We start from the raw sequence: 24,307 nt of genomic DNA on the forward strand, positions 1-24,307 counted from the left end.
CGTCTCTCCTTGGGCACAGTTTTTCGAGTATGCTCCATTCTAACAAATCGGCAACAAAAGAAACGCGTGATTCACCACAATCTCGCAAGGGAAAAACGCAAGGTCGCAAGCGGAAAGCTGACCTTGACGGTTGGGATTAGGACGCGGCGACGGAAGCGTTAGAGCTCCCGAGAGAAACCGAGAGACGTCAATAGCCCAGACATCCTATTCTGCCGCGAGCTTGTAGCCGACGCGCCAGACGGTGAGCAGATAGCGGGACTCGCAAGGCCTCGACCTCCTAGCGAGCCGAGACCGAAGAGCGAGCTTACTTGAGCAAATCTGCGAGAGAGAATTCCCCTTTGGGAATGCGAGCAAGAGCGGCATAAGAGCGGATTGCCTGCACAAGCGATTCTGCTGTCCAATAGCTCTCGAGAAATGTCCTCGATTTCACATCCCCGAATTTCAATTTCTGCATACAGTATTCGCTCGGCTTCATCGAGGACTTGTGATGTTTGCTGTAATCAGCGAAGCAGTCCTCACGCACGATAATTAGCATCTCTATCTCGGGATGAGTGTAGAAGTTGAACACGGGGTAGCGCTCGCGATACAAGCGGCCCAACGCAAAATTCTCACGCCGAGAATCAAGCACTCGCAGAATTACCAGAGGCCAGTCGTAATCGTAGTTTAGATACTGCTCTTGAATTTGCGCCGCACTCCTCGTGCGAGTTACACCTATCACGGCGTCTGACGCAACGATAAGCCTGTTCTCGTTCAACAACGTCTCAACAAGATACTGTTTGAACGTTCCTTCGCAAACGAACAGAACATGCGCCCGATCAGGAAGGGCCAGATCACTCATGATGCAAGCCCCCAGTTATCGATTTCGCATAGCTTCTCAGGGCAGCAACGTCCGCGAAGCGCGGTGCCGTCCCTTTGATGTAGTTCGAAAGGAACACTTCGCTCTTTTTGTTTTCGATGCGATCGACGCGGTCGCTGTACTTAACGATGCATGTTCTTCCATCAGCTTCACGGGCAAGAAAGTATACACAGTCTTTACGGTGAATAGAATCGAGTATCTCAGGGTAATGGGTGGTAAAAATAAGAACAGCCCCATAGGGGTTTGACTCCTTGCACACGAAAAGGTCTACGATGACATGTACCAGCTGCTTGTTGAGGTGGTTCTCGATCTCATCAAGTAAAAAATAACCCCCGCAAGCAAGGGAGAAAACAGCCGACTGAACGAGGCTGAGTCCACGCAATGTGCCTGAAGACAAGACGTGCTCCAGTTCCTTGCGTGACAACAGCGCCGGCCGCTCATCGCGTTTGAACTTCAGTTCGAATAGATTCCCGTCCTCCTGCACCCGAAGAAATTCGATATCGGCGTCAAATGCTCGAAGAATATCGGTCACATCGAGGAGATTGTCACTGGTAGGTAGCGGCGCGTCTCCCGACGCGTGATATGCAGAAGCGATCGTTCCAGATTGTGAGGTCATGATGCTTACGCTATCAGCAAGAAACATCTTGCTGGCATGGTCAAGCGTACTTCTGCGCATGATTTCTTCCGAATGGTCAATGAGCGCATCAGCCCCCTGCCTAAAAAGCGCTTTCGTGGGAGCTCCCTTAAAACGATAAAGTACCTCCTCCTCAAAAATGAAGTTTCCCCGTGCCAATCTAGGCGCGGAGTCACGATAGGCCAAAACGGAGTCGAGAATAAAAACCTGTCCCTCCTCCCACAGTACCGCTTTCATGCGGGGCGGAGCGTCGAACAGGTCTTCGACGTGGCCGGCAAAAGGAGAGTGCAACGTAAGGCCTCCTTGGACCACCGAGAGGGCAAGGGCCATGAGCCGAAGCGCCGTCGTTTTGCCCGAGGCATTAATGCCAGCCAAAGCAACAACATTATTGATGGCAAGCGGCTTTTCCAAAAGCGTCACCGATTCATCACTAGCAGGCACTTTGTCGCTGGCGAACAGATCGAGTTCGAATATTCCATTTTCGAACAGTTTTACATGGTTAAAAGATACAGATAGCAGCTTCATGAGGGCTCCAGATTGTATTTTGAACATTTTTTCTGTTCAAAATACAATCTGGAGCCCTTGCTGTCAAGCCGGGTTAGCAAATCGAGCAGATGAGAATACCCATTCGTTCTTTTCTTTTTCTTTAAATTGACTTTAAAAAATCTTTCAGAATACTATTGACAGTAAAGTTGTTGTATAGATAATAGAGTCATCAGGTAAATACTGAATAAAGAAAGGTTCTACAATGAATAAGCGGTTTGAGCTCATGATGAAAAAGGAACAGCGAAAGCTCGTTGTCGTAGACATCGAAAACGTTGTCGGAACGGGCATGCTCACCAAAGAAACCGTTGCGCGCCATATGCGACACATCGCATCAAAGTGCCACTTGTCAGACAAAGATATCCTGGTGATCGGCGTCAGCCATTCGAAGAACGCTTTCGTAGTGGCCCTCCAAGTTCCGAACGCTCGCATCGTTCTGCGCAATGGAAAAGACGGCGCTGACCTTGCACTTAAAACTGTGCTCCGCAAAGAGCGCGTAGAGGAACGTTTCCAAGAAGTTGTCATTGTTTCCGGCGATCATGCTTTTGCCGAAGAGGCCCAGGCGCTCGAGAACAAGGGGACACACGTCACAATTGTCGCGCGGCGCGGAACGCTTTCCCGCAAGCTCGCCCATAGCGCCTCTCGTTTGCTGCGCCTACGCTATCGACACGACAACGTGTCTCAGGAAAAGGCGGCTTAGATGCAAGCCGGCAAGACAAACTTCCCCCTCTTCCCCGAGAGCATGATTCGGCCTCCTCCAGTCCTTAAAATTGTTGTTCTTTATATTGTATTGAAAAAGTATTTATTCATAACTATAATCAAGGAGCTTTAATGAGCACTTCATCTCCTATTCGCACTACCCAGAACACGATGAGTCCCGTCGGCGAAACAAAACATCTCAATGGAAGGCTTGCAATGGCAGAGCGCAACGAACAGAGCTTGGTGAATTTCAAAATCGACGTAGTAGTAAAAGAAGCCGCTGAGGCAACTCTATCCAGCATGGGCATCAGCACCTCAGCCTACCTTGGCATGTGCTTGCGCCAGCTCGCGCAAGAGAGGAAACTGCCCTTTTCCTTCGAGGCAGACCCAGAGTTCTGGATTGCGGAAGCCCAAGTGGGCAGAGCAGCAGAGCTTTTACGCTCAGGCCTTTTCGAAAAAACGATAGAACTAAGGAAGCGAGTGGGCGAACACATAATCGCCGAGACCAAGAAGATCCGCCCTCGACTCGTTGAAGATCTGCAGGCTTGCAGGCCCTCCATGAATCCCGACGACGACCTCGAGCGCACCTGTATGGAGGGTTTTACAGCCTTCTACGTAAGCTTCGACGCTGAAATTGGCAGCAAGAACTTTAATGAGCTGGTTCGATATTTCTCAAACCGCGAAATGACATCCTTTTTGGAAATCATCCCTTCTCCTTATCCCTGGGTCAAAGCTGTGCAAGAAACTCTCTCCACACTTTGCTCTGAGGAAAGTCGTTTCCTTGTTCAAAGCATTGTTGATTTCTGCACCGCAGAAGAAATCGACAGCAGCAGCACAGGAAAGATGCCGGCACAAGAAGCGGTCCTCGATCTCGCTAGCAAGTTGGACGAAATAATCGACACCGTTCTTGACGAATACGAAGAACATGGGAGCAGCTTTTCCCTCAGATTTGTTGGCGCCGAATCTTACATCACCATCGTGCAGAAGGCTCTTGCCGACAAAAAGGAAGCCCTCGAACGCTGGGAGGAGTGCGGTATGGCTGCAAAACTGGAAGAGCAGCTGGAAGAGCGAAAACAAAAAGCTGACGAAGACTTCAAGAAACTCCTAGCCCTTATGGACAGAAACTAACGTCCGAAAACCTCCTTAGCCCAGAAGTGCCGGTGAAGTTTAACCTCACCGGCACATTGCTTTTCCCAGCATTCCGTGGCTCTGAGCTACGGCGTAGGCTTCCACAGCAGAGGCCTCGGTTTACCCGCCTGCGGGCTTGTAGCCGACGCGCCAGACGGCGAGAAGATAGCGGAGCTCGCTGGGGCTGTCCTCGATTTTCTCGCGAATTTTTCGCATGAACACCGTGATGGAGTTCTCGTCCACCTCGGAGGCCTCTCCCCACAGATGCTCGTAAATGCGGCGACGCGTGAAAACCTCGCCAGGGCTCTCGGCCAAAAGGGAGAGGATTTCGAACTCCTTGGCAGTGAGCGGCACCAACTCGCCCCGCAGACGCACCTCAATTTCCCCTGGGACACGCGGGGTGCCGGGACGAGCCGAAGGGCATACAATCTATCAACCGTTTCGGCTGCCAGTTGGAGCCCTAAACGAAGAATCCCCGAGATCAGCCAAATTTCCCAGGTAGGCCCTCGCTTTGCGCTCGTTTCCCTAGCCGCCTGAAAGGCTGCCTTACCGGGGCCGTCATACGCGTGCGCCTTGCTCCGTAGAGTGCCACTGCGCGCCCGTTCCATCCTATTGAACTTAATAAGGTGGAACGTTAACCGCAAGAGAGGGAATCATCGGTCTTATCAACTCTATATACTATACGCTATACTTTCTTGTATCTTTACGCAAGCTGATAAGGTGATCGCCATGGCAACAGCAACATTGGAAAAACCGAAGAAGGCGAAGAGCGCGAAAAAGGCCCCGAGCAAGGCCGCACCCAAGCGAGCAGCGGCGAAAAAGAATGTTTCGAATGTAGGCGTGCTTTCCCCGGCGAAAACCGTGCAGATGAACGTGCGCATCGATGCCGCCCTGAAAAAGCAGGGCGATCGCGCCTTCGAGCGCATCGGGAGCTCCCCCTCGGAAATGGTACGCGCCTTGTGGCGCTATGCGAGCCGCCATGCCAATGAACCAGAGACGCTTCGACACTTGATGGAAGAACTCGAAGGAGAAAGCGAAGCGCAGGACGTCATCTTGGAGCCGACGCGCCGAGGATGGGAAATTATGGAGGAAGCATATCACGCCCTGGGTATAGCCCCGGCACCTTTGCCCGAGGATGATGAGGAGCGCCTTGCCTACTACGACGAGCTGAAGGAAGAAGCATGGCTAGATCGCCAGAGAGAACGGGGGCTCCGATGATACAAGCCCCATCCTCAATTCTCATCGATACCAATGTATGCCTTGACAATTTTCTCGCAGATCGCGATGGCTCGCAAACCTCACAAGTGCTCATAGACGCTTGCCGGGAAAAGGGCGTCGACGTTCTCTTCTCCATCTTCACCTTACGCGATGTTTACTACCACGTTGGAGCCCATCTCAAACGGCAAATTCGCGAAGCGGGCGAGGACGTTACTTCTGAGCGCTCGGCCATCGCAGAACAGTTCGCGTGGCAGGCAATGCTCAGCCTGAACGAACAGGGGACAGCAGTTCCCGCCGACACCTCCGACGTAACGGTCGCCCGATATTTCCACCAAGTCCATCGCGATTTTGAAGACGATCTCGTTTTGGCGGCCGTGGAACGATCGGGAGCCGACTACCTCATCACGAACGACAAAAAGCTCCGCGCCCATGCGCCCGTGGCGGCGATCACCCCCGCCGACATGCTCACCTTGTTGAAGGCCGCCGACGATGCATAAGAGTTTGCCCCTCCAATATGGAAGAGGCAAACTACGCGAGACCATCACCCTTCAATAGCGGCGTGGCCAATAGAGGGGTACCTGCACCGATCGACACACCGCGTCGTTCAGAAGAATCGGGCGAAATCGAAGCATCTGATAGAGAGATACGCAGGGGCAGTTCTGAGCATTCAGCACCGCCCCTAGCGCCTCATGGCTACTCGAAGCCTTCCCCAGGCCTCAGGCTCCGGCGGCCGCGGGGGAGAGCGGAATTGACCTCTTACTCGAAGCTCGCGAGGAAGGGCTTCTCCTGGGCGAGATAGGGGGTGCACAAGTTGGGGTTGGCCACCCACTCGCCGCAAGCCGGCTCGAAGAACTTGTCGATGTAGAGGAAGTGGAACGGCGTGGACATGTACTTGCCCAAGAAACTTGTGGGCTCGTCGAAGTCGCACTCGTAGGCGTAGGCCCACTCATCGGTGCCGGAGCTTTCCACCACCGGGGCGAACTTGCAGTTGCGCAGGCCGGGCACATGGGCGCACATATCGTTCATGTGAGCCTCCATCTTCTCCACCATGGCCGGATCGGCCCCCTCGCGAATGCTGAAGAACAACACGCGATGGCAGGTGGATTTCTCCTTCTCCTGAAGGGTGAGGGTACCCTCGCCGAAAGCGATGAACTCGCAGTTGGCCACCGATGCGCTGTCGTTCATGAGCGCCGTAAGCGCACCCCAGGCCTCGCCGTCCTTGGCCGCCTCGTAGGCGGCCTGATCGGCAAAGCCCACCTCGCAGAAGAAGTTGCCGCCGGGCATGGGAGGCTCGAGCACCATATCGGCCAGAAACACCGGGCTCACGGCCTCGGCGGCCGCCTTGGCATCGGCCACGTACTGCTCGGCGTTGGCCCCCTCGGCGAGGGTCACCGAAAATACCGCATTAAACATTGTTGAGCACCTCCATGTAGCCTTCGGGAGCCGAATAGACGCGATCGTTGGACACCAGGCGATCGCGGATGTCGGTCCACCACTGCACGTACTCGGGGTTGTAGCGCGTACCCGACGAGTAGGCCCATGCCTCCTGCACGATGTCGCCCATGGTCCACTCGATCTCGATGATGTTGCTGTCGGTGTCGAGCCACATGGCCGGTGCCACGGTAGCACGCTTGAACCGCCAGCCCGCGCCCTCGATGAGCGGCTTCATGTTGGCCATAAAGTCGTCCAGCACGGCCTTCCCCTCGCCAGGCTTGGCCACCAGGCGGTCCACGATGTAGATGACGCTCTCCTCCCCGGTATCGGCCAGATCGGCCGCGGGCTCAGACGCAGGTTCGGGCGCGGACTCGGGCGCCTCCTCCTTCGGCTCCGGTGCGGCAGCCGTCTCGGTGGCGCATCCGGCCAGAACGCCGAGGGAGGCCACCGTAGCGCAGGCTCCGGCGGCCACGAACGAGCGGCGCGAGAGCTGCGATGGGAGTTGTCTCATAGCATATCCCCTTTCTTGACAAACAAACCTCCAACAGATAGGCTCGGCCCCAGGTTTTCGCACTATCTTTCTTCCACAAACATACTGCTGAGACCCAGGACCGAACCTACTGGAAGCATATCCAGCGGGCCGGAAAATGTCTGTCTCACGAAAGCGGGTACTTCAGCGTTTTCCCTCGTCCAAAAGATATGATTTGCTGATTTCAAGGGAGGGAACGATGCAAATCAACCTACGGGCCCACGGGGTCAACCGCATGCAGGCGGCGAAAATCGCCCTGGCCGATGCCATTATCTGGCTATGGCTGCACCAAGCAAACTACGACAGCCTCTTCACCGCGTCCTTCATCGAGCCGGCCATGCTGGCGCTGCCGAGCTTCGTGCTCAGCGGCGCCCTCGTCATTGGCATCACCTGGGCCCGATGGGATCGCATCCCCCGGACACTGCGCGTGGGAACCGCCTTGGCAGCCGCGGCCGTGGGGCTTGGGCTCACCTTGCTGCCCCAGCTGCCCGCCGCCCCGGAGTTCGCCCACGCGGCCCTGGTTCTGGGCTTGGCCGTGCTGTGCGGTTTTGCAGCCCTGCTGCGCTTGGAAACTCTCGCGAAATGCGATGATTTCTCCACCCTGTCTGTGGCGCTTTCGGGCTCATTGCTGCTGTTCTATCTGTTGAACCTGGTGCTCTTACTCGTCCCCCGGCCTGTCTACGACTTCCTCGTCGTTATGGCGCCCCTGGCCATGCTCTTCGGCACGAATACGCCTGCGCCGTCCTGCAAGCGCCTCGGACCTCTGCCCAAGAAAGTGCGCCTGTCGCCCCCGAGCATCGCGCCCTGCCTGACCGGCGCCGCGACGGGCCTGGTGGTGGCCCTCGGCACGGTGTCCATGGCCACATCCCCCGGCCAGCTGTTTGCGCATCCCGCGCCCTTGTTTCTCATCTCCCAGCTGCTGTTCATCATGCTCGGCGTCATAACAGCCTTCGGGATCGACCTGCGCAAGGCCAGCTACTTTGCCCTGCTGAACTTTAGCTGGGGCTTCGGCATCGTGGCGGGAACCCTTGTCCGCGACCAGTTCCCCCTGATCCCCGAAGCTTTTCTCGTAGACCTGTCGTCCTTCGTCTGCCTGCTGACCCTGGTAGGGTTCTTCGCCTTCTCCGGTGTGTGGATCAATACCTTGGGGCGCACGGCCAGCATGGGGCAGGAGATGGCCCTGGAAGAGGTGGCGCAGGAAGCCGGGCTCACCAAGCGGGAGACCGAGGTGACGGCCCTGCTGCTAGAGGGCCGCTCCCTGCGCATCGTGCAGCAGGAGCTGTTCATCTCCGAGGGCACGGCCCGCACCCACGCCAAGCGCATCTACGCGAAGCTGGGCGTCCATTCCAAGCAGGAACTTATCGACTATTTCAAGCGTCACCTGGCGGAAAGGTAGAAAGCGGTTCTGCGAGCGTGAGGGCCTTCGGGCGAGAGGTCTTTCGGGAAAACACCTCTCGGGGAGGGGCCTTGTGCCCAAAGAGTCCCTCGGACCAGGGCCCGAACCCGAAGCGCACCCGCGGACCGGGGGCCCGCGGCTGAAGCACCCTGGGGACTAGGCCCTGCACCTGAAGCGCCCATTGGGCAAAGGGCGCTTCAGGTGCAGGGCCCGTTACGCAGATCGGCCCCGCAAAAGCGGGGCCGATCTATGAAAGAGGGGTCGGCGACGGTGGGAGGGGGGCCGGCGCCGACCCGCGACAGAAGCACTTAGGCAGTGGCGCCCATCGCGTGGTTCACGGCCACCCAGCTCATAACGCCGCCGGAACCCAGGCTGATGCCGCCGTGCACGTAGGTGCCGCCGGACACGCCTGAAGAGCAGTTGCCCACGGCGTACAGGTGCTCGATGGGCTCGCCAGCCGTGTTTACGACCTGGGCATTCTCGTTAATGGTAAGGCCGCCGGCCGTGCCGCAGGTGCCCGGCACGTAGATGGCGCCGTAGAACGGGCCGGTGGCCAGAGGCGCGAGCACCGGGTTGGCCAGGTCGGTACGGCTGCCGGCCATAACGCCCGTGGTGTTGATGTCCAGGTGTTTCTCGCCGCGGTGGTACACCGGGTCTGCGCCCTTGACGGCGTTCTCGTTGAAGGCAGCAATCTCGGCGGTCAGGCCGGCCGGGTCGATGCCCAGCTTTCCGGCCAGCTCTTCCAAGGTGTCGGCCTGCACGAAGTGGGCGGGCACCTCGGCGGGATCGGTGGCCTCGCCGCCGTAGGTCTCGTCGAAGTAGCTGCCGTCGCCTTCGCCCACGGCGCCCACGGTGTGCCCCGGCAGAGAATAGGTGGCCCAGCAGGCGGCATCGCAGATGAAGTAGGCGGGGATGTTCACATGGCCCGGCTCGCCGGTGTCATAGTAGGCGAAAGCCTGGTTGAACAGGTCGTAGGGACCGGCCTCGTTACCGATGCGGCGGCCCTTCTTGTTCACTACCACAGCACCGGGCAGGCCGCGGTACATGGCCCAGTCGGTGCCGGCGATCTCCTGGGCAATGGTGCCCTCGGCGATGAGCGTGGCCGGATCGTCGCCCGTGGTGAGGATGGCCGGGGCGCCCCAGCAGCGGTCCATGTAGGACACATTGGCGCCGATGGCCATGCCCATGAGCTGGCCGTCGCCGGTGTTGGTGGGCACGGCATTGGTGGCCATGATCTTGAAGGGGTGGTACTTCGCGCGCATCTCGTCGTTGTGGTCGAAGCCGCCCGTGGCCACGATGACCGAGCCGGCCTTGATGTTCTGGCCGCCGCAAACCGCGCCGAGCACCGCGCCCGCGCCATCGGTAATGAGCTCGGTAGCCTCGGTACCCATAAGAATCTCGACGCCGTAGCCCTCCATCTTCGCCTTCATTTCCTCCCACATTTGGGAGGCGATCATGGGGCCGTCGGCGTTGGCCGCGCCCAGGCTGCCGCGACCCATGGGAATCCAGCCCTCCATGGGCTCGTAGTAGTCGCCGAACAGCGGGGAGGCCACGAACTTCCAGCCCATCTCCTCGGAGATCCAGTCGATGAAGTCGCTGCCGTTGTCGATGAAGGAGTTCAGCACGGCCTCGTCAACGCGGCCATCGGAGGCGTTCTTGAAGTACTTGACGATCTCCTCCTTGCTGTCGGAGACGCCCGCATCTGCGGCAGCGTAGGTCAGGGGTACGGCCAAGCCGCCGCCCGAGGTGGCCGCCGTGCCGCCCCACATGGTGCCCTTCTCCACCAGGCACACCGAGCCTGCGCCCTTGGCCGCGGCCACCAGCGCGGCGAACGCGCCCGTGCCGGAGCCCAGAACGAGCACGTCCACTTCCTTATCCCAGGCAATGTCGCCGGTGCTGCTCAGCGCGGCGCCGCCATCGGTGCTCGCCGCCGGGGCGCAGCCGGCCAGGGCCGCAGCCCCGCCCAGCGCCAGACTTGAAAATGCAGCGGTCTTCAGAAAGCCGCGGCGATCCATTCCCTTGTTGTCTCCCATGAAATTCCTCCTTATTTCAGCGGGGCGACCCCATGCCGCCACGCACGAGGAACATGCTAGGGAACAGGCGCCGCCCCGTCTGTCCCACAAAGGCGACGATCTGGTGAAATAGGCTCATCCGAAAGGTATTATTTTGGGAACGGAGCGCCGCGAAGCCTCGTCAAAAAGCGCGAGGGGCAGCGAGAGGGACGCCAAGGGAGGGAGCAGCCGCGAAGGCCGACATGCTCACGCCGCTGGAAAGCGCTTATGCGGTCCGGGAACGCCTACCTCATCGGCAAGGTGATGGCTCCGGCGGGGCAGTTTACCGCGCAGTCGCGGCATTTGGAGCACTCGTGCATGGCCGCATCGCCGTGGGGGTCAAGGCCCTCGGAGCAGACGCCGGAACACACCTGGCAGTCAATGCCCTTGGAGCGAAGGCACTTCGACTCATCCACCTTGGGCCGGAACGCGCGGTTCGGCTTTGCGAACAGGGACATGAGGGCGCCCATCGGACAAAAGCGAGAACACCACGTGCGCAATACCGTCAGCTCGAGAATCAGGAAGAGTGGGAATAGGACCAGGCCCCATGAAAGAGTCTGCGTGCCGAACAGCTGCACCAGGGCAATAATGGACGCGAAGGTAAGCCCGATGGGGCACACGAGGCAGAACACGGGGAATCCGAAAATGGCCGCGGAGAGCAGCGAGCCGCCCAGCACCACGTGGCGGGAATCCAGGACAGGCCGGCTCGCGCTCGCGCAACCCGACACGCAGCTGGCGCATGCAGAGGGGGTGCCCGCACCAGCCGCGGAGTCAGCAGAAGAGGAGGAGCAGGCGGCCTTGAGGGCACGCTGCTCGCGACGGGAAAGGGGCTTGGCCACGGAAAGGGACGTCGTCACCTCGCCGTCGGCCTTTCTGCTCCGCCCCGCGCGTATGGTCGGAGTCTTGCGGGCCACCACGTCGAAAATACGGCGCAGCGGGGGCGCCGGGCAGACCCACGAGCAGAACACCTTGCCAAGCAGTATGCCCACCGCGACAACGACGAGAAGGAATGCAAGTGCCTGGGGAATGAGCAGCTTTGCCGCCAGCATCGATTCGAGGGCCCCCAAAGGACAGATGGTCGCAATGGATTCCCAACCGAACGAGGAGAGCGTTCCCAAGCCGCTGCCGAGAACGATGCCAACGGCTACAACGAGGAACAGGGCGCCAAGCACAACGCGGCGTATCAGCGGCCTGCGTACCGGGCGCCCATCGGACAGCGCCGCGGCCGAACTTGCGGATGGCGCCTGCTCGGCGATAGCTGTAGCGGACGCGGGGGCGCTCACTTCGTCGTCCAGCATTGCTTCAGTATTCATAGTCGGTTCCAATCCCCTCGTGAATGATCCGTTTGCTCGACACACGATCGGCGTCGCCCGCCTCGGCTACAGCTCAGGCCTCGGAGGCGAGCACGTTGATGCCGCGAGGAATGACGCCATAGGTCCTCAGGTACGCCAGGCTCGCCTGGTAGTCGGTCACACCCGCTGCGGCCTGTTCTGCCAGGGCGCTCTCGCCGATGTGCGCGCGATAGGTGCCGCTCGGGCAGACCATCTCGCACTTGCCGCAACCGTTGCACATATCGGCAATAACTTCGGGACGCTGCAGGTCGTTCATGACGATGGCCTCGTAGGAGCAGGCATCGATGCAGAGCCGGCAGCCCGTAGGCGACTGGCCCATCTGCGGATAGTTGATACAGAAGACCGGGTCGATGACGGCCTTGCCGATGCTCTCGCACGTCTCGTCGAAAGCGGCGAGCGCTCCGGTCGGGCAGGCGGCAATGCACTTCTTCGTAGCGCATCCCGTGCCATCCGGATCGCAGAAATTGCAATAGCCCGTCGTGGCTTCGTGGTACTCGTTCGTGCCGAGCGTGCGCTGCACCGCGCTTTGCCGGAAGTTCACCTTCGGCGTGCGCACGTTCAGAAGGCCGTCCTCGATGCTGCAGCTTTCAATGGCCCCCATGGGGCAAGCCTGGCGGCAACGGTCGCAGTGTATGCACAAACTCGTAAGGCGCTCGGCATCTTGGCCGCCGGGCGGGCGTAGAAGCTCGTGCTCGGAGACGGCCCACGCGTACCTCGCGCCACCGCCCAAACCCAGGAGCATCGCCGCCCCGGCCGCGCCGGCCAGAAGAGAGCGCCGGGAAACGACCGGACCCATTACGCCGCCGCCTCGGTCGTTTCCGCAGGGCAAATCGGCGCCCCGCCGAGCTCGGCCAGCACATCTTCCAGCGTTTCCAAGTCCAAATCGAGATAGCCCTCGGTGATCCTCAGGACACCCCGGTAGAAGCGGGTTTTCAACATGCGGAGAGCCAAGTCCCGCAGGGCCGGAAACCACGAGAGGACGGACTCGCGAATGAACGTCTGGGAATCGACGAGCAGGGCCGCCGCCTCTGCAGTATCTCCCGAGCGCAGGCAGGCCGCCGCCTCGCGGGAGAGCGTTGCGAGAAATTCCAGCTCGAAGGACAGATGGCTCTCGGGCATGCCGCTGTTGCCCTGAAGACGCAGACTATGCTCGCGGTAGATGCGGCTCGCCGCGTTGCGCGGCCACCCGTAGGTGGAGCCGCTTTTGTCGAGAAACACCGAGGCGTTCGGCACGCAATAGCGTCCCTTGTAGGCCTCGGCACCGCCGAACGTGCTCGTCCACTCCGTAGCCAGAATGCGGCGCGTGCCCGTATGGCGCTTGCGCAGCACCCGGCGAATGTCGTCGAATCCCTCGTCGATAAGGGAGTCCCCCTCGATGTAGGCCGTGTAATCCTGCTCGGCCAGGGCATCGATCTGGTCTTGGGTCAGGGGCTTGAAGTAGAAGCCCGCGAGCATGAGATAGAAATCGGCGCGGTCTTCCAGAATATCGCAGAGCGTGCGCATCGTTTCAGCGCTCACCTTCGTGATGGTCATGATCGTCTCCTTCCTAAGCCGCAGCGCGGACGCCGTCAAGCACTTCGATTCCCGCCTCGGTAGCCTGCCAGCCGCCGTCGTAGAACAGCACGCCGGCACGTTCGAGCTTGTCGACGAACACCGACGGCTGCATGCCGCCCACGCCGGCCTGAGCAAGCACCATCGCGCCCTCGGAGCCGCGCACATAGCTGTCCACCTCCGCAAAGGTGCGCTTCACGCGCAGCAAATTCAGCAGCGCCCGATAGAGCGGCTCCCGCTCCGGGGCCGCCTCCACAAGCTCGGCAAAACGCCGATGGGGATCCAGGCGCTCGGCGACAGCGCGGCCGACCTCGGTGGTCTCGTAGGCGAAGCCTACCACCAGGTCGTCTACTTCGTTTTCCGTCAAGCCGTCCTTGTCCGCCTCGGTGACGACGCGACCTTCGGCATCGAGTTCGAAGAAGGCCAGGCCGTAGTGGTCGACCAGCTCGGTGACGAGCGCGAACTGATCGCGCGTCGCCCCCTTGAACTCGGGGAAGGAGGCCATGGCTTCCTCGATGTCTGACAGGTTGCGCCGCGTCTCGCAAAACAGCAGCGTCTTATAGTCAACTTCGCGAATAAGGGGCTCGAAGTGAATGAAGCGATCGAGCGCCTCCACCTTCTCATCGAAGCTGAGCTCCTTTTTATCGGAGGGTTTCGCGAGGTCGCGGTTGGCCGGCTCATCCGGAATCTGATCCGGATTGCCGTTCTTCATCAGGTCAGTCATGAGGTTCCCGCCTTTCATGCCGATAGATCAAAGAGACTGAGGGTGCCCGGCTTTCGCCAGGGGAAGGAGCGGGCTGCGGCGGGAGAGAGATCGCCGCAGCCCGCGCGTCGTTAGAACAGGAGCAGCCCGCGGTTGGCCGTGGCCATCCAGAGGAAGTCGAAGCCGTAGGCGGCCACCATCCACATGAGGACGCGCACCGCGACCGATCCTCCCACGCCGGCCAGCACACCACCAGCGGCCACGGTGGCCGAGGGAGCCTTGAAGGCCATCCAGGCGCCGGCGCCCAGGGCGATCAGCTCGCAGGCGATCGCCACCGCAGCCATGGCCAGGGCCGTGCCGCCGAGCAGCCCCTCGCCGCTCAGCGTCGCCGCGTAGGCCGCGGCGGCCACGGCGGCGCAAGCCGCCAGGCCCATGGCCACCTTGCCCACCAGAGAGATCGTGGCTGCATCGTCCTGCTTGACGATGGCGATGCCGGCATAGACCAAAGACCCCGCCGTCAGCGACGTGAACAGGTAGCCTAGAGCCAAGGCCAGGGAGTGCCAGCCGGGCTGGGCCGCCACCTCGAAGTACGCGTAGCCCTGCAGAAAGGCCGCCCCGAGGCCCACGACGATGGCGATGCCGGCGCAAACCCGCTCGCCGGCGGCGTTGCCGGCACGACCCAGCAGGAGGAAGGCTCCCGCCACGACCACGCCGATGCCGAGGCTGATCAGCTCGAGGGCGATGCCCGAGAACGAGAACAGGTTCGTGATGGCCCCCATGAAACGCTCGGGGTGCACCAGATGGAACACGCTCATGAGGCCGCCGACCACAAGAAGCACCAGCGTCGCGGCAAGGGCCCAGGTACGCGTCTCATCGCCCTGCTTGCCCGCCAGCCGGGCGAGGCCTGTCGTGGCCAGAAGGCCGTAACCCGCGCCGGCAATGAGCGTGAACAGCACGAGCGGCCACTGAATTCCTACCTCCATGATTTACAGCTCCTTCCAAGTGGCGATGGACGGGGACAAGATGTAGCGGCACGTGGGCTTGGCTCCCGACTTGTCCGTAATGGTGTGGACGTTCTCGGAGTCCTCGCCGCCGGCCGCTGCGATGGCCCGGGACGCCGCCGAGTTCGGGTCGTCCAGATCTCCGTAGAATCGCGCACCGCAACAGCAGTTGTGCACGCAGGGAGGCACCGCATGATCGGGGTCGAAGCTGTCGTTGGGGTTCTCAACGCCATCCGAATGGGCCGTCAAGTGGTTGCACAGCGTGCACTTCTCCACAACGCCCTCGTCCTCGTTGAACTGGCGCACGCCATAGGGGCAGGCGTACATGCAATACTGGCAGCCGATGCACTTCTCCTTGTTCACCATGACCACATTGTTTTCCGGGTCGCGATAGGAGGCTCCCGTGGGGCAGACCTTCACGCAGGGCGAGTTCTCGCACTGCTGGCACTGCATGGGCATCCAGTACATCTCGATATTGGGATACTCGCCCGTGGGACCCACCGCCAGAACGCGGTTCCAGTATGAGCCCAGTTTCACGTTGTTCTCGTACTTGCAGGCTACGGTGCACGAGTCGCATCCGGAGCACTTGTTCAGATCGATAACGAGCGTTCTTCTCGCCATGATGCTTCCCTCCTATTTCTTGAACGTTTCGTCGGCGAAGGTATGGGCCTCGTCGAAGGTGACTACCGGCGTCCAGCTCGCGGACGGGTCGGATAGCGTTTCCTGATACGGGTTGGAGTCGGAGAACTGGTTGCCGTGGGTGTACATCATCGGCTCGAACTCCTCGGGCTCAACCCACACTCGCGGAGGACGCTCGGCCTTCTCTACCTTTACGCAGAAGCCGCGGTTGGTGTAGGAGCCGTACACCTCGTTGAAGGGCGCGGTGTTCTTCGTGAGGATGTTCACGTTGCACTCGCGCCAGCCGCCGGTCCTCGTCTCCTGGGAGCTGTCGAAGCACTCGGGATTCCAGAAGCGCTCCATCCACACCACGCTCTCATGCATGCCGTCGGTGAGGTAAACCCGGGCGTGGGTAGAACCGCGGCGGGAGGTGACCTTCACCCAGTCCATGTGCTGAAGCCCGTACTTCTTGGCTGTCTTGGAGTTCATGCGCAGGTCGGGAGCCGGCCAAATCTCACGCATGAAGGGAGCCTGGCGCTGGGTGCCGTGGTGGGTGTAGCACACGCGGCCGCTTGTGAGCACCAGCGGGTACTCGGCATCGTAGCCCTCCTCGCCTTCCATGGGCGTCTCGGCCGGCTCGATGTGCTGGCAGATGGGAGCGTAGGTGCCCTGGTACTCACCGTGGCCGATGGAGGGATCGACCGGCTGCTGCTCGCGGGGGTAGCAGCAGGGGAAGCCGGTGTTGGCCAGCTGGACGAGCATTTGGGCGTACACCTCGAACTTGCGGCTCTCGGTGCCGAAACCCGCCTTCAGGCCGTCGACGGCGGTCATCTCGTGCTGGTCGTATACCCAGAAGTCGTTGGGGTCGTTCCACCAGCTGTGGGTACCGTCATCCTTCAGGCGGCCGCCGCCCTCGCCGGCCACGGGCGTCTGGTACTGCTCGGGATGCTCGTGCAGCGCCGCGATGTCCGGGGCGCCAAAGCGCTCGGCAAAGGACTGCTGGATGCGCTCCTCCGACTCTTCGCCGAACATGATGCCCGGCGGCAGGGGGAAGCGCAGGTTGAACTTGCTGCGGTCGATGTCGTGCAGGTAGCTCGCACCCTTCGAGGTGGAGAGGAAGCCGTCGTTGGCCGTGGTGGGATTCTCCATATAGGTACGGCCAGTCGCCTGGCCCACCGCGCCCAGCACGATGTCCTGGCCGGCCTCGAGCTTCGCATTCAGGATCTCTGCCACCTTGCCCATAACCTTCTTCGGCGGCACGAAGGTGCCCACTGTCTCGCCCAAGTGCACGATGGGCATCATGCCGAAGTTGAAGTTGAGCTGATTGGCGTTGGTGGTATCGGGCGAGGGATCCTTCAGCTCGCCGGAGTAGGTGATGTCGCGACCATCGTGGCTCGTGACCTCGAGCCACTCCTCCAAGGGGAAGATGAGGTCGGCGACCTCGGCCTGGAAGGAAGTGATCATCGGATACTGGCAGATGCAGAAGTCGATCTCGGGAAACACGTCGTACCAAGACGAGGCGTTGCCGAGCATGGCCAGCTTGTTGCCGGACATGTCGAACCACACGCGCGGCTTGTAGGGCTCGCCGGTGCGGATGGCCTCCAGCACGCTGGGGATGTGGCTGTGCTCCCAGTGGTAGAGGCCCTTGTGGTTCTTCATGCCGAGGCGGTCGAGGCGCAACTGGTTAGTGATGTAGAGCAGCTGGGAGGAGTGGGGCGTCGGGAAGCCGTCGGGATCGTCCTTGAAGTCGGCCAAACGCGCGGCGTTCTCCTCGGGCGAGTTGCCCACGATGTAGCCGACGCCGCAGTCGTGCACGATATCGACATTGCGGTACTGGAAGATGGTCGTGGGGCGTGGCACCAGCCCGTTCTCGTCGGTCTTGGGGCGGGAGTTCTGCGTCAGGGTGCAGCCGGGCTTGTTCACATAGCCCATGATGGCGTCCAGGCCGCACAGGCCCACGGGCAGCTGGTGGGCGATCTGCTCCATGTCCGAGGACACGCCGTGGCAGATGCCGCCGCACTTGCCCTCCTTCAGGGGCGCGGCGTACAGCTCGATGGCCTCCTTGTTCACCTCGGCCGGCACCCAGGTAACTTCCTCGGTCTTCTCGAGCGTCCACTCAGAGGCGGCCTCCTTGTAGATTTGGCCGGCGCTGCGGGCGGCGGCGCCTCCCAGTTCGTCGATGGTGCCGCTCCAGAAGATCTCCGGATCCACCGTGGCGTCCTGGTACTCGAACGGCACGAGCTTGCCAGTCTTGTTGTCGAAGCAGACGTAGGCCGGAGTGTCGGCAGGCGTGCTTTGCCGGTAGTCGGGCCAGATGTCCGTGGCGCGATAGGGCAGCTTCGTATCCTCGTTGATGATGAAGGGCAAGTTCGTCCATTCCTTCACGAAGGCCTCGTTGTAGAGCTTGTTCTCGATGATGTAGTTCCACCAGGACAGGGCGAGGGCGCCATCGGCGCCGGGCCGCACGCGCAGCCACACGTCAGCCTTCACGGCGTCGGGGCTCATGTTGGGGTCCACCACCACGGTTTTGCAGCCGGCTTCGCGCAGCTCGGCCATGCCGCGGCCGGACTGGGCCGTCTGGGAAACGGACGGCTGGGCGCCCCACAGCACGATCATCTGGGTGTCGATGGTGTCGGCGTAGCCCTTCTTGTTCTCATCGTCGATCTGATCCCAAGTGCCCATCTTCTCGTACCAGCGACGGGCAATGCCCTTGAAGGGCTCCTGCACGGCCGCATCGGCAATGGACTGGTCCATGCCGCCGTACATGAACAGGGCGATAGAGTAGCGCGGCAGGTAGCACTGGGCGCAACCGGGCTCGAACACCGTGGGCGAGCCGAGCGAATGGCACATGGTAATGGCCTGGCGCATGGAATAGCTTCCGCCGCCGCCCGAGGACGTGAAGAAGGAGTAGGTCCCGTACTTCTCGATGGCGTCAGCGATCTTAGTCGCGGCCAGGTCGATAGCCTCGTCCCACGAAATGCGCTCCCAGGCCATCTCCTCCGCGCCTCGTGCGCCCGAGCGCTTCAGCGGATAGAGCACACGGTAGGGGCTGTAGCAGTTGTTCAGCTGATTGAGGCCCTTCATGCACAGCGAGCCGAGGGACGTCGGTCCGTAGGGATGGCCCTCGATCTTGGTGACGATGCCGTTTTCCACATACACGCGGGCAGGGCACGCCTGAATGCATCCGCGGCAGGTCGTCACATAGGTCTTGCGGCCGCTGTCGGTCGAGGCGCTCTCGGCATCATCGGCCCAGGCCTGCTCCACCTTGGCGAGCTTGCCCGTGTACCCGACGCTGAGCGCCGCCGCAGCGCCGGCGAGCGAAGCCGTCTTTACGAACGAGCGTCTTGTCAAGCCTTCACGCGTCATTGATCTCCTCCTCTTCGAAATGAAATAGCGATGCGCTAGCGACTGCTATTATTTCGATGAGGAAAAGGGTGAGAAATCCCCCACAGGCATGATTTTCCCAGGTAAGGGCCTATCACCCATTGGGTGATAGGCGAGGTTAGGCCGCTGACGTGGTTCTTTGCGAACGCACCTCGGCGATGGCGGGCGGCGGGAGAGGCGGGCTTACGGTTGCCCCGGCGCCCTTCCCTGCATCACGTCGATGAACTCCTGGCGCGTATGAACTCCGAACTTGCCGTATATGTTGCGAATGTGGGTCTTGGCCGTATTGCGGGAGACGCAGAGGCTGTCGGCGATATAGGCTGCATCGCGGCCGTCGCGCATAAGCGCGTAAACCTCCATCTCGCGCGGAGACAGGTGAACATCGCCGGGGGTGGCCGGGCTTTCCGTATCGCCGTGCGCCGAAGAAGACGACGCGGGTTCTTCGATGCGGACGCGGGCCCGCCCCTCTTCCCGAACGCGGTCCTCCCCGTCGTCCTGAACGAGAATCGACGCGAGGTCCTTAGGGCGAATGGCAACGGCGCACAGCAGAAGAATGCCCACCATGGCCACGGCAATGGCCGGAATGCCCTGGGTCGCTTCCAGCGAGGGCAGCAGATAGACTCCGACAAGGCCGCCGATAAGCGATCCCCCGGCATAGACCGCGCGACCGTACCCAAAGACCTGTATCGGAGAGAAGTAGCGCCCGTGGCCGAGGTAGGCCATGAGCACCCAGATATAGGACGAGAAGAGGCAGTAGACGAGGAGCGTTCCTCCCATGGCCACCGGGCTGCCGAAATGGATAAGGTAGGCGAAGAGCACGCAGGCGCTCAGCATAAGAATGGTCGGACGGTACAAGGCCTCGAGGCGTATCTTCTGCACGCAGGCGAAGGCGACAGTGAGCACGAAGCAGGCCATAATGAGCAGGCTTACCCCCAGGGTAGAGCCGCTGTCGATGCTCGCCTGATCGAGCCACGACCCGCCGAGGCTGTTCTGCAGGAAGGCAACGGCGCCGATGAGAAAGGCCGCCACGAGAAAGTAGGAGAACGGCTTGACCGGTGCCCTCGTGAAGTCCACGGGCTCTTCAGGCGCGGCACTGTCATCGTCGCCCACACTCGAAATGGCAAGGGTCAAGGCGGAGAGCAGCGGCAGACCTGCCGCGAGCAAAAGCCCGATGGCGGGCCATGTTCCCACAGCGAAGAAGAAGATGAGCCCGGCGGCCACATCGCTGAGCAGCGTAGCCGTAACGGCTGCGCCCACGCGCACCGAGGCGTAGATTTGCCCCGCGCGAACCGCGATAGGCGCCGTAGCGAGGCCGGTGAGAGCGGCGCCAACCCAGAACAAGCCGTTGTCGGCGCTGCCCCACAGAGCAAGCACGCCGAACTCCAATACGACTCCGGTGCCCGCGACCACCCCCATGAGCACCATGAACACCCGCGAGGAGAGCAGCCCCACCGCGCGAATGTGGAAGAAGGCCAGGAGCACCGAGATCACGATGAAACACGTTGTCGAGACGTAGTGCATCTGCAGGCCGGGATTCGCCGCGTCGGGAAGCGCGAAGTACATCCAAATCGGCGAAGAGTACATAACGAGAAACCATGCGCGCCAAAATGCGTAGGGGAGGTACTTCGCCGCCGGCCACCCCAAGGCGATTCCTCCCTCTTCGATATCTGGAAATGCAAAGCGACCCATACCAGCCTGCCCCTCTATCGATTCGAGGCACCCCCTCAGGTGCAAGAACGGCGACGATTATAGCATGGCGCGCCGAGACTGGAGGACCAAGGTCGCGACGTCTCTTTTCGCTTGAGACAATCGCTCACTTGAGAAAATCTCCAATTTGGGAGATTTTTTCACGAATTTTTCTCTAGAATCGGAGATTTTTCAAGCTAACAGAAGCAGGGCGCCTACCCGTAGGCGTCGGCGGCGTGGTCGATGGCTTCGAGGTTCATGGCGACGAACTGGGGTTTCACGCAGGCTTGCACGGCTGCCTTCAGCTCGGCCACGGTAAGGGGGATGCGGCCCTGGGCCACGGCCACGGCGAGCAGCATCATGTTGAGCGACTTGCGGGAGCCAGCGCCGAGGTGCGCCACGAGCGCCTCGTCGTCCACGGGGATGAAGAGAAGCACGGGATAACCGTCCACGCCGGGAGCTTGGGTGTCCTTTATGGCGATCGCCCCATCGGCGGCGTCGAGGCTCGCAGCCGCCTCATCGGCCGCATCGGCGGCGGCTGCCTGTTCACGCGGGGCCTCGGCCTGAAGCGAGTTCGCCAGGGCCGCCACCACATCGCCAGCGCGGTAGGGCTCACCGGCCAGGGCCGTGGTCACGGGTTGGATGGCCGTGGTAGCCGTCACGAGCACGCCGCCCGGAGCCAGGAACGGCAGCGCCCGGGCCGCTTCGCCGGGCTCCAAGGCAATGACCATGTCGGCCGTGCCTGGCGTGATGAGCGGCGAGAGCACCTCTTCACCACCTGAGCCCATGCGCACATGGCTCGTCACGTTGCCGCCGCGCTGGGCCATGCCGATGGTCTCGGCCGTGCGCACCTGCCAGCCCTTGGACTGCGCCGCCTGGGCCAGCACCTTCGCCGCCAGCACCGTGCCCTGGCCGCCCACACCCGCCAACAGAATGTCGATCATCGGGCACCCCCTTCCTCCAGTGAGCCTTCCGCCGCGCCCAGGGCCTCGCCGGGCGTCTGGTCAGGCTCGCCGCGCAATTCCGTCTCTTGGAAATCGTTCCGCTCGTCGGCAAGCACCACGGGGATTTCCCCCGTTTGGAACGGCTCGGGATTTGGGGTGTATCTGGCCGGCTCCACGGCCACCGCACCGCCGAAGCCCACGGCCCCCTCGATGGCGCCGAAGGGACACACCTGCACGCACAGGGCGCAGCCGTCGCACAGGCTGCCATCCACGAAGGCCTGGCCGCGCTCGCCCGACTTCGGACCGCGCAGCCCCTCGTCGAAGCCGATGCCGGGACAACCAATGGAGGTGATGCACTTCTTGCAACCGGCGCAAAGCTCGGTGCTAATGCGCACCGGCTCCGCCGGCTTCTTCAGCTGAATGCACGGGGCGCGGAAGATGATGGCCGCAGGCCCGTCGTAATCGATGGCCGCGCGGGCCGCCGCCACGGACATCTCCACGCTGTGCGGATTCGCGAACCCGATGTGCTGGACGCCCAAGCCGTGCAGCACCTCCTCGATCACAATGGGCCGCCGCTTCTCGCCCATGAGCGTAACGCCGGTGCCGGGATGCGGCTGGCTGCCCGTCATGGCCGTGGTGGCGTTGTCCAGAATGGCGAAGGTGACGTCGTGGCCGTTGTATACGGCATTCGCAATGCCCGTGAGCGCGCTGGCGAAGAACGTGGAATCGCCCACGAAGGCCACCGACTTCTTATGGGGCTCCACCACCGAGAAGCCCTGGGCCATGGTGATGCCAGCGCCCATGCACAGGCAGGTGTCCACGGCATCGAGGGGCTTGGCATTGCCGAGGGTGTAACAGCCAATGTCGCCGCAGAGCACCGCCTCGCGCCCCTTGAGCGCCTGCTTCACGGCGTAGAAGCTGCCCCGATGGGGGCATCCCGCGCACAGCACGGGATGCCGTACGGGCAGCACGCCGTCATAGCTGAGGCGGTTCGCGCCGATAGTGCGGGCCGCAAGGGCGGCGAGGGAATCAGTCCTTTCGACCTCAGACGAGTAGCGCGAGGACGGAGGCACCTCCTCGCGCGCAGATTCCGCAGACTCGGAAAAAATGGGATACACTTCTGATCCCATTTTTTCCGAAAGCGAGGACTTGCTTGAGCACGTGGAGGTGCCTCCGTCCTCGTGCGGCGGAATTGGAAGGGCAGCCCGCGTTCGATCGAAGAACCGTCCCAGGCGGCCGGCGATGTTCTCGGCGGTGTTCTCGCCGCGGTCGTTGGCGGCACCGGTCAGCTTGCCGTGCACGCGCAGGGACAGGTGGCGCACGCCGGCCAACTTCTGCATCTCCTCTTCCAGCACCGAATCCAATTCCTCGAAGACGATGACATCGGAAAGCCCCTCCGCAAAGGCCGCCGCCGTTTCCACGGGGAAGGGGTAGGGCGTGCCCACGGCGAAGAAGCGGTAACGGGGCACAGAAACGCCCGCCCGAGCAGCCTCCCGCTCCAAAAGTGCCAGAGCCTCGCGGGCATAGGCCACCGACACGCCCCCGGCCACAATGCCCACGCGGGGCTCTTCAACCCCCGAGGTGCCCGCTTCCGGGGCCGCCGCCGCAGGCGCCGCATTTCTTGCGGCCTGGCCGGCAGCGGAAGTGCGGCCGGCTCCTTCCCCGCCTGTGGGCTGCACGGCACCGGTCGTGCCGGTCGTCGCAGCGGAGGCGGCTGCGGCGGCTCCCTCTCCGCCCCCCTCGAACACCTCGTTGAACTGCGCCAGCGCCGGATCATAGGCGTAGTCCCAGGCAATTTGGGCCAGGCGGCGGTTGATCTCGCCGTGGCCCTCAAAGGCCCGCTTGGGGAAGATGACCCACTTCGGATCTTTCTGGAAGCCCTCGGCGGGCAGCGGGCGGCCGTGGGTCTCATCGGCCACCTCGAAAAACGTGGACGCATGGTTGATGCGCGTGGTGGGACGCACGATGACCGGCGTGTGGTAGCGCTCCGACAAGTCGAAGGCCGCGCCCATCATGGCAAAGCCCTGCTCAGGGGTGGCCGGGTCGAGCACGGGCACCTTCGCGAAGGCTCCGAAGCGGCGCGTGTCCTGCTCGGTCTGGGAGGAAATGGGACCCGGATCGTCGGCCACGAACAGCACACAGCCGCCGCCCACCCCCACGTAGTTCAGGGACATGAGAGCATCTGAGGCCACGTTCAGCCCCACCTGCTTGCAGGTGAACAGCACCCGGGCCCCGCAGTAGGACGCGCCCGCGAGCATTTCCAGGGCCGCCTTCTCGTTGGTAGACCATTCCACATGCACGTCCCGGGCCGTGCCGGCCCCATGCAGCTTCGCCACGGTTTCCACCAGCTCGGACGACGGCGTGCCGGGATAACCCGCCACCACGTTCACCCCGGCCTCTAGGGCCGCGTGGGCAAATGCCTCGTTGCCCATCAGAAGTTTCTTCGCCATAACCGCTCTCATTCCCTCGGGTCTTATCCCCAGTATATCAGGGGCCACAGGGGAGCGGCCGATGAAGACCCTCGGGAGATGCGAGAGCGGCCCCGAGGGTCCGTGCAAACCGAATGCGCAGGCAGCACCT

The 24,307-nt window shown here is 61.8% G+C and carries 21 protein-coding genes; 5 read left to right on the forward strand and 16 right to left on the reverse strand.

The genetic code is table 11. The annotated features are described in order from the left end of the window. Positions 1-304: 304 nt before the first annotated feature. Positions 305-838, reverse strand: a complete 534-nt coding sequence (locus tag C811_RS12480) for a hypothetical protein (RefSeq protein WP_016310014.1) — start codon at positions 836-838, stop codon at positions 305-307. Beyond that, on the reverse strand, positions 831-2,015 hold the full coding sequence (locus tag C811_RS12485) for an AAA family ATPase (protein ID WP_016310015.1): 1,185 nt from the start codon (positions 2,013-2,015) through the stop codon (positions 831-833). The genes C811_RS12480 and C811_RS12485 overlap by 8 nt, the downstream gene beginning before the upstream one ends. Positions 2,016-2,238: 223 nt before the next feature. Here C811_RS12485 and C811_RS0103850 point away from each other — a divergent pair, with 223 nt between their 5' ends. Continuing rightward, a complete protein-coding gene (locus tag C811_RS0103850) occupies positions 2,239-2,733 on the forward strand; it encodes an NYN domain-containing protein (RefSeq protein ID WP_022926602.1) in 495 nt (164 codons plus the stop codon). Between the two features lie 131 nt (positions 2,734-2,864). After that, a complete protein-coding gene (locus tag C811_RS12490) occupies positions 2,865-3,860 on the forward strand; it encodes a type II toxin-antitoxin system RelB/DinJ family antitoxin (protein ID WP_016310017.1) in 996 nt (331 codons plus the stop codon). A gap of 120 nt (positions 3,861-3,980) precedes the next feature. Here C811_RS12490 and C811_RS12495 read toward each other — a convergent pair whose 3' ends face one another. Next, positions 3,981-4,235, reverse strand: coding sequence for a winged helix-turn-helix domain-containing protein (locus C811_RS12495; protein WP_016310018.1), 255 nt, complete (start codon positions 4,233-4,235; stop codon positions 3,981-3,983). A 354-nt stretch (positions 4,236-4,589) separates the two neighbouring features. On the opposite strand from C811_RS12495, the gene C811_RS0103860 reads away from it, so the two are divergent. Next, the gene (locus C811_RS0103860; protein ID WP_016310019.1) at positions 4,590-5,078 is read left to right on the forward strand and encodes a hypothetical protein; all 489 of its coding nucleotides are present in this window, start codon (positions 4,590-4,592) and stop codon (positions 5,076-5,078) included. Next, positions 5,042-5,575, forward strand: coding sequence for a type II toxin-antitoxin system VapC family toxin (locus tag C811_RS12500; protein WP_016310020.1), 534 nt, complete (start codon positions 5,042-5,044; stop codon positions 5,573-5,575). The genes C811_RS0103860 and C811_RS12500 overlap by 37 nt, the downstream gene beginning before the upstream one ends. A gap of 259 nt (positions 5,576-5,834) precedes the next feature. On the opposite strand, the gene C811_RS12505 is transcribed toward C811_RS12500, so the two are convergent. Further along, positions 5,835-6,491: an antibiotic biosynthesis monooxygenase family protein gene (locus C811_RS12505; RefSeq protein ID WP_016310021.1), complete on the reverse strand. Its 657-nt coding sequence runs from the start codon at positions 6,489-6,491 to the stop codon at positions 5,835-5,837. Beyond that, a complete protein-coding gene (locus tag C811_RS16940) occupies positions 6,484-7,023 on the reverse strand; it encodes a hypothetical protein (RefSeq protein ID WP_016310022.1) in 540 nt (179 codons plus the stop codon). The genes C811_RS12505 and C811_RS16940 overlap by 8 nt, the downstream gene beginning before the upstream one ends. Positions 7,024-7,240: 217 nt before the next feature. Between C811_RS16940 and C811_RS12510 the strand changes: the two genes are divergently transcribed. After that, on the forward strand, positions 7,241-8,437 hold the full coding sequence (locus C811_RS12510) for a helix-turn-helix transcriptional regulator (protein ID WP_016310023.1): 1,197 nt from the start codon (positions 7,241-7,243) through the stop codon (positions 8,435-8,437). A 308-nt stretch (positions 8,438-8,745) separates the two neighbouring features. Here C811_RS12510 and C811_RS12515 read toward each other — a convergent pair whose 3' ends face one another. From C811_RS12515 to C811_RS12555, 11 genes are all read right to left on the reverse strand, one after another. Continuing rightward, positions 8,746-10,470: an FAD-dependent oxidoreductase gene (locus C811_RS12515; RefSeq protein ID WP_016310024.1), complete on the reverse strand. Its 1,725-nt coding sequence runs from the start codon at positions 10,468-10,470 to the stop codon at positions 8,746-8,748. Positions 10,471-10,733: 263 nt separating this feature from the next. Further along, positions 10,734-11,801 (reverse strand): 4Fe-4S binding protein, encoded by a 1,068-nt coding sequence (locus tag C811_RS12520; RefSeq protein WP_016310025.1) that lies wholly within the window; start codon positions 11,799-11,801, stop codon positions 10,734-10,736. A gap of 73 nt (positions 11,802-11,874) precedes the next feature. Beyond that, the gene (locus C811_RS12525; protein ID WP_016310026.1) at positions 11,875-12,636 is read right to left on the reverse strand and encodes a 4Fe-4S dicluster domain-containing protein; all 762 of its coding nucleotides are present in this window, start codon (positions 12,634-12,636) and stop codon (positions 11,875-11,877) included. Next, positions 12,636-13,373 (reverse strand): TorD/DmsD family molecular chaperone, encoded by a 738-nt coding sequence (locus C811_RS12530; RefSeq protein WP_016310027.1) that lies wholly within the window; start codon positions 13,371-13,373, stop codon positions 12,636-12,638. The genes C811_RS12525 and C811_RS12530 overlap by 1 nt, the downstream gene beginning before the upstream one ends. Positions 13,374-13,386: 13 nt before the next feature. Next, complete coding sequence (locus C811_RS16945) at positions 13,387-14,115, reverse strand: hypothetical protein (RefSeq protein ID WP_016310028.1); 729 nt, start codon at positions 14,113-14,115, stop codon at positions 13,387-13,389. Between the two features lie 110 nt (positions 14,116-14,225). Next, positions 14,226-15,077: a DmsC/YnfH family molybdoenzyme membrane anchor subunit gene (locus C811_RS12535; RefSeq protein ID WP_016310029.1), complete on the reverse strand. Its 852-nt coding sequence runs from the start codon at positions 15,075-15,077 to the stop codon at positions 14,226-14,228. A 3-nt stretch (positions 15,078-15,080) separates the two neighbouring features. Further along, complete coding sequence (locus tag C811_RS12540) at positions 15,081-15,716, reverse strand: 4Fe-4S dicluster domain-containing protein (RefSeq protein WP_016310030.1); 636 nt, start codon at positions 15,714-15,716, stop codon at positions 15,081-15,083. A 12-nt stretch (positions 15,717-15,728) separates the two neighbouring features. Next, positions 15,729-19,079, reverse strand: coding sequence for a molybdopterin-containing oxidoreductase family protein (locus C811_RS17100; protein WP_016310031.1), 3,351 nt, complete (start codon positions 19,077-19,079; stop codon positions 15,729-15,731). A gap of 201 nt (positions 19,080-19,280) precedes the next feature. Next, positions 19,281-20,681, reverse strand: a complete 1,401-nt coding sequence (locus tag C811_RS12545) for a helix-turn-helix transcriptional regulator (protein WP_198010034.1) — start codon at positions 20,679-20,681, stop codon at positions 19,281-19,283. Positions 20,682-20,998: 317 nt separating this feature from the next. After that, positions 20,999-21,727 carry a 2-oxoacid:acceptor oxidoreductase family protein gene (locus tag C811_RS12550; RefSeq protein WP_016310033.1) on the reverse strand — a complete coding sequence of 243 codons (729 nt, stop codon included), beginning with the start codon at positions 21,725-21,727 and terminating at the stop codon, positions 20,999-21,001. Next, positions 21,724-24,177 carry a thiamine pyrophosphate-dependent enzyme gene (locus C811_RS12555; protein ID WP_016310034.1) on the reverse strand — a complete coding sequence of 818 codons (2,454 nt, stop codon included), beginning with the start codon at positions 24,175-24,177 and terminating at the stop codon, positions 21,724-21,726. Before C811_RS12555 ends, C811_RS12550 begins: the two co-directional genes overlap by 4 nt. Between the last annotated feature and the right edge of the window lie 130 nt (positions 24,178-24,307).

Origin of the sequence: Adlercreutzia caecimuris B7, from assembly GCF_000403355.2 — a bacterium.
GTDB lineage: Bacteria > Actinomycetota > Coriobacteriia > Coriobacteriales > Eggerthellaceae > Adlercreutzia > Adlercreutzia caecimuris.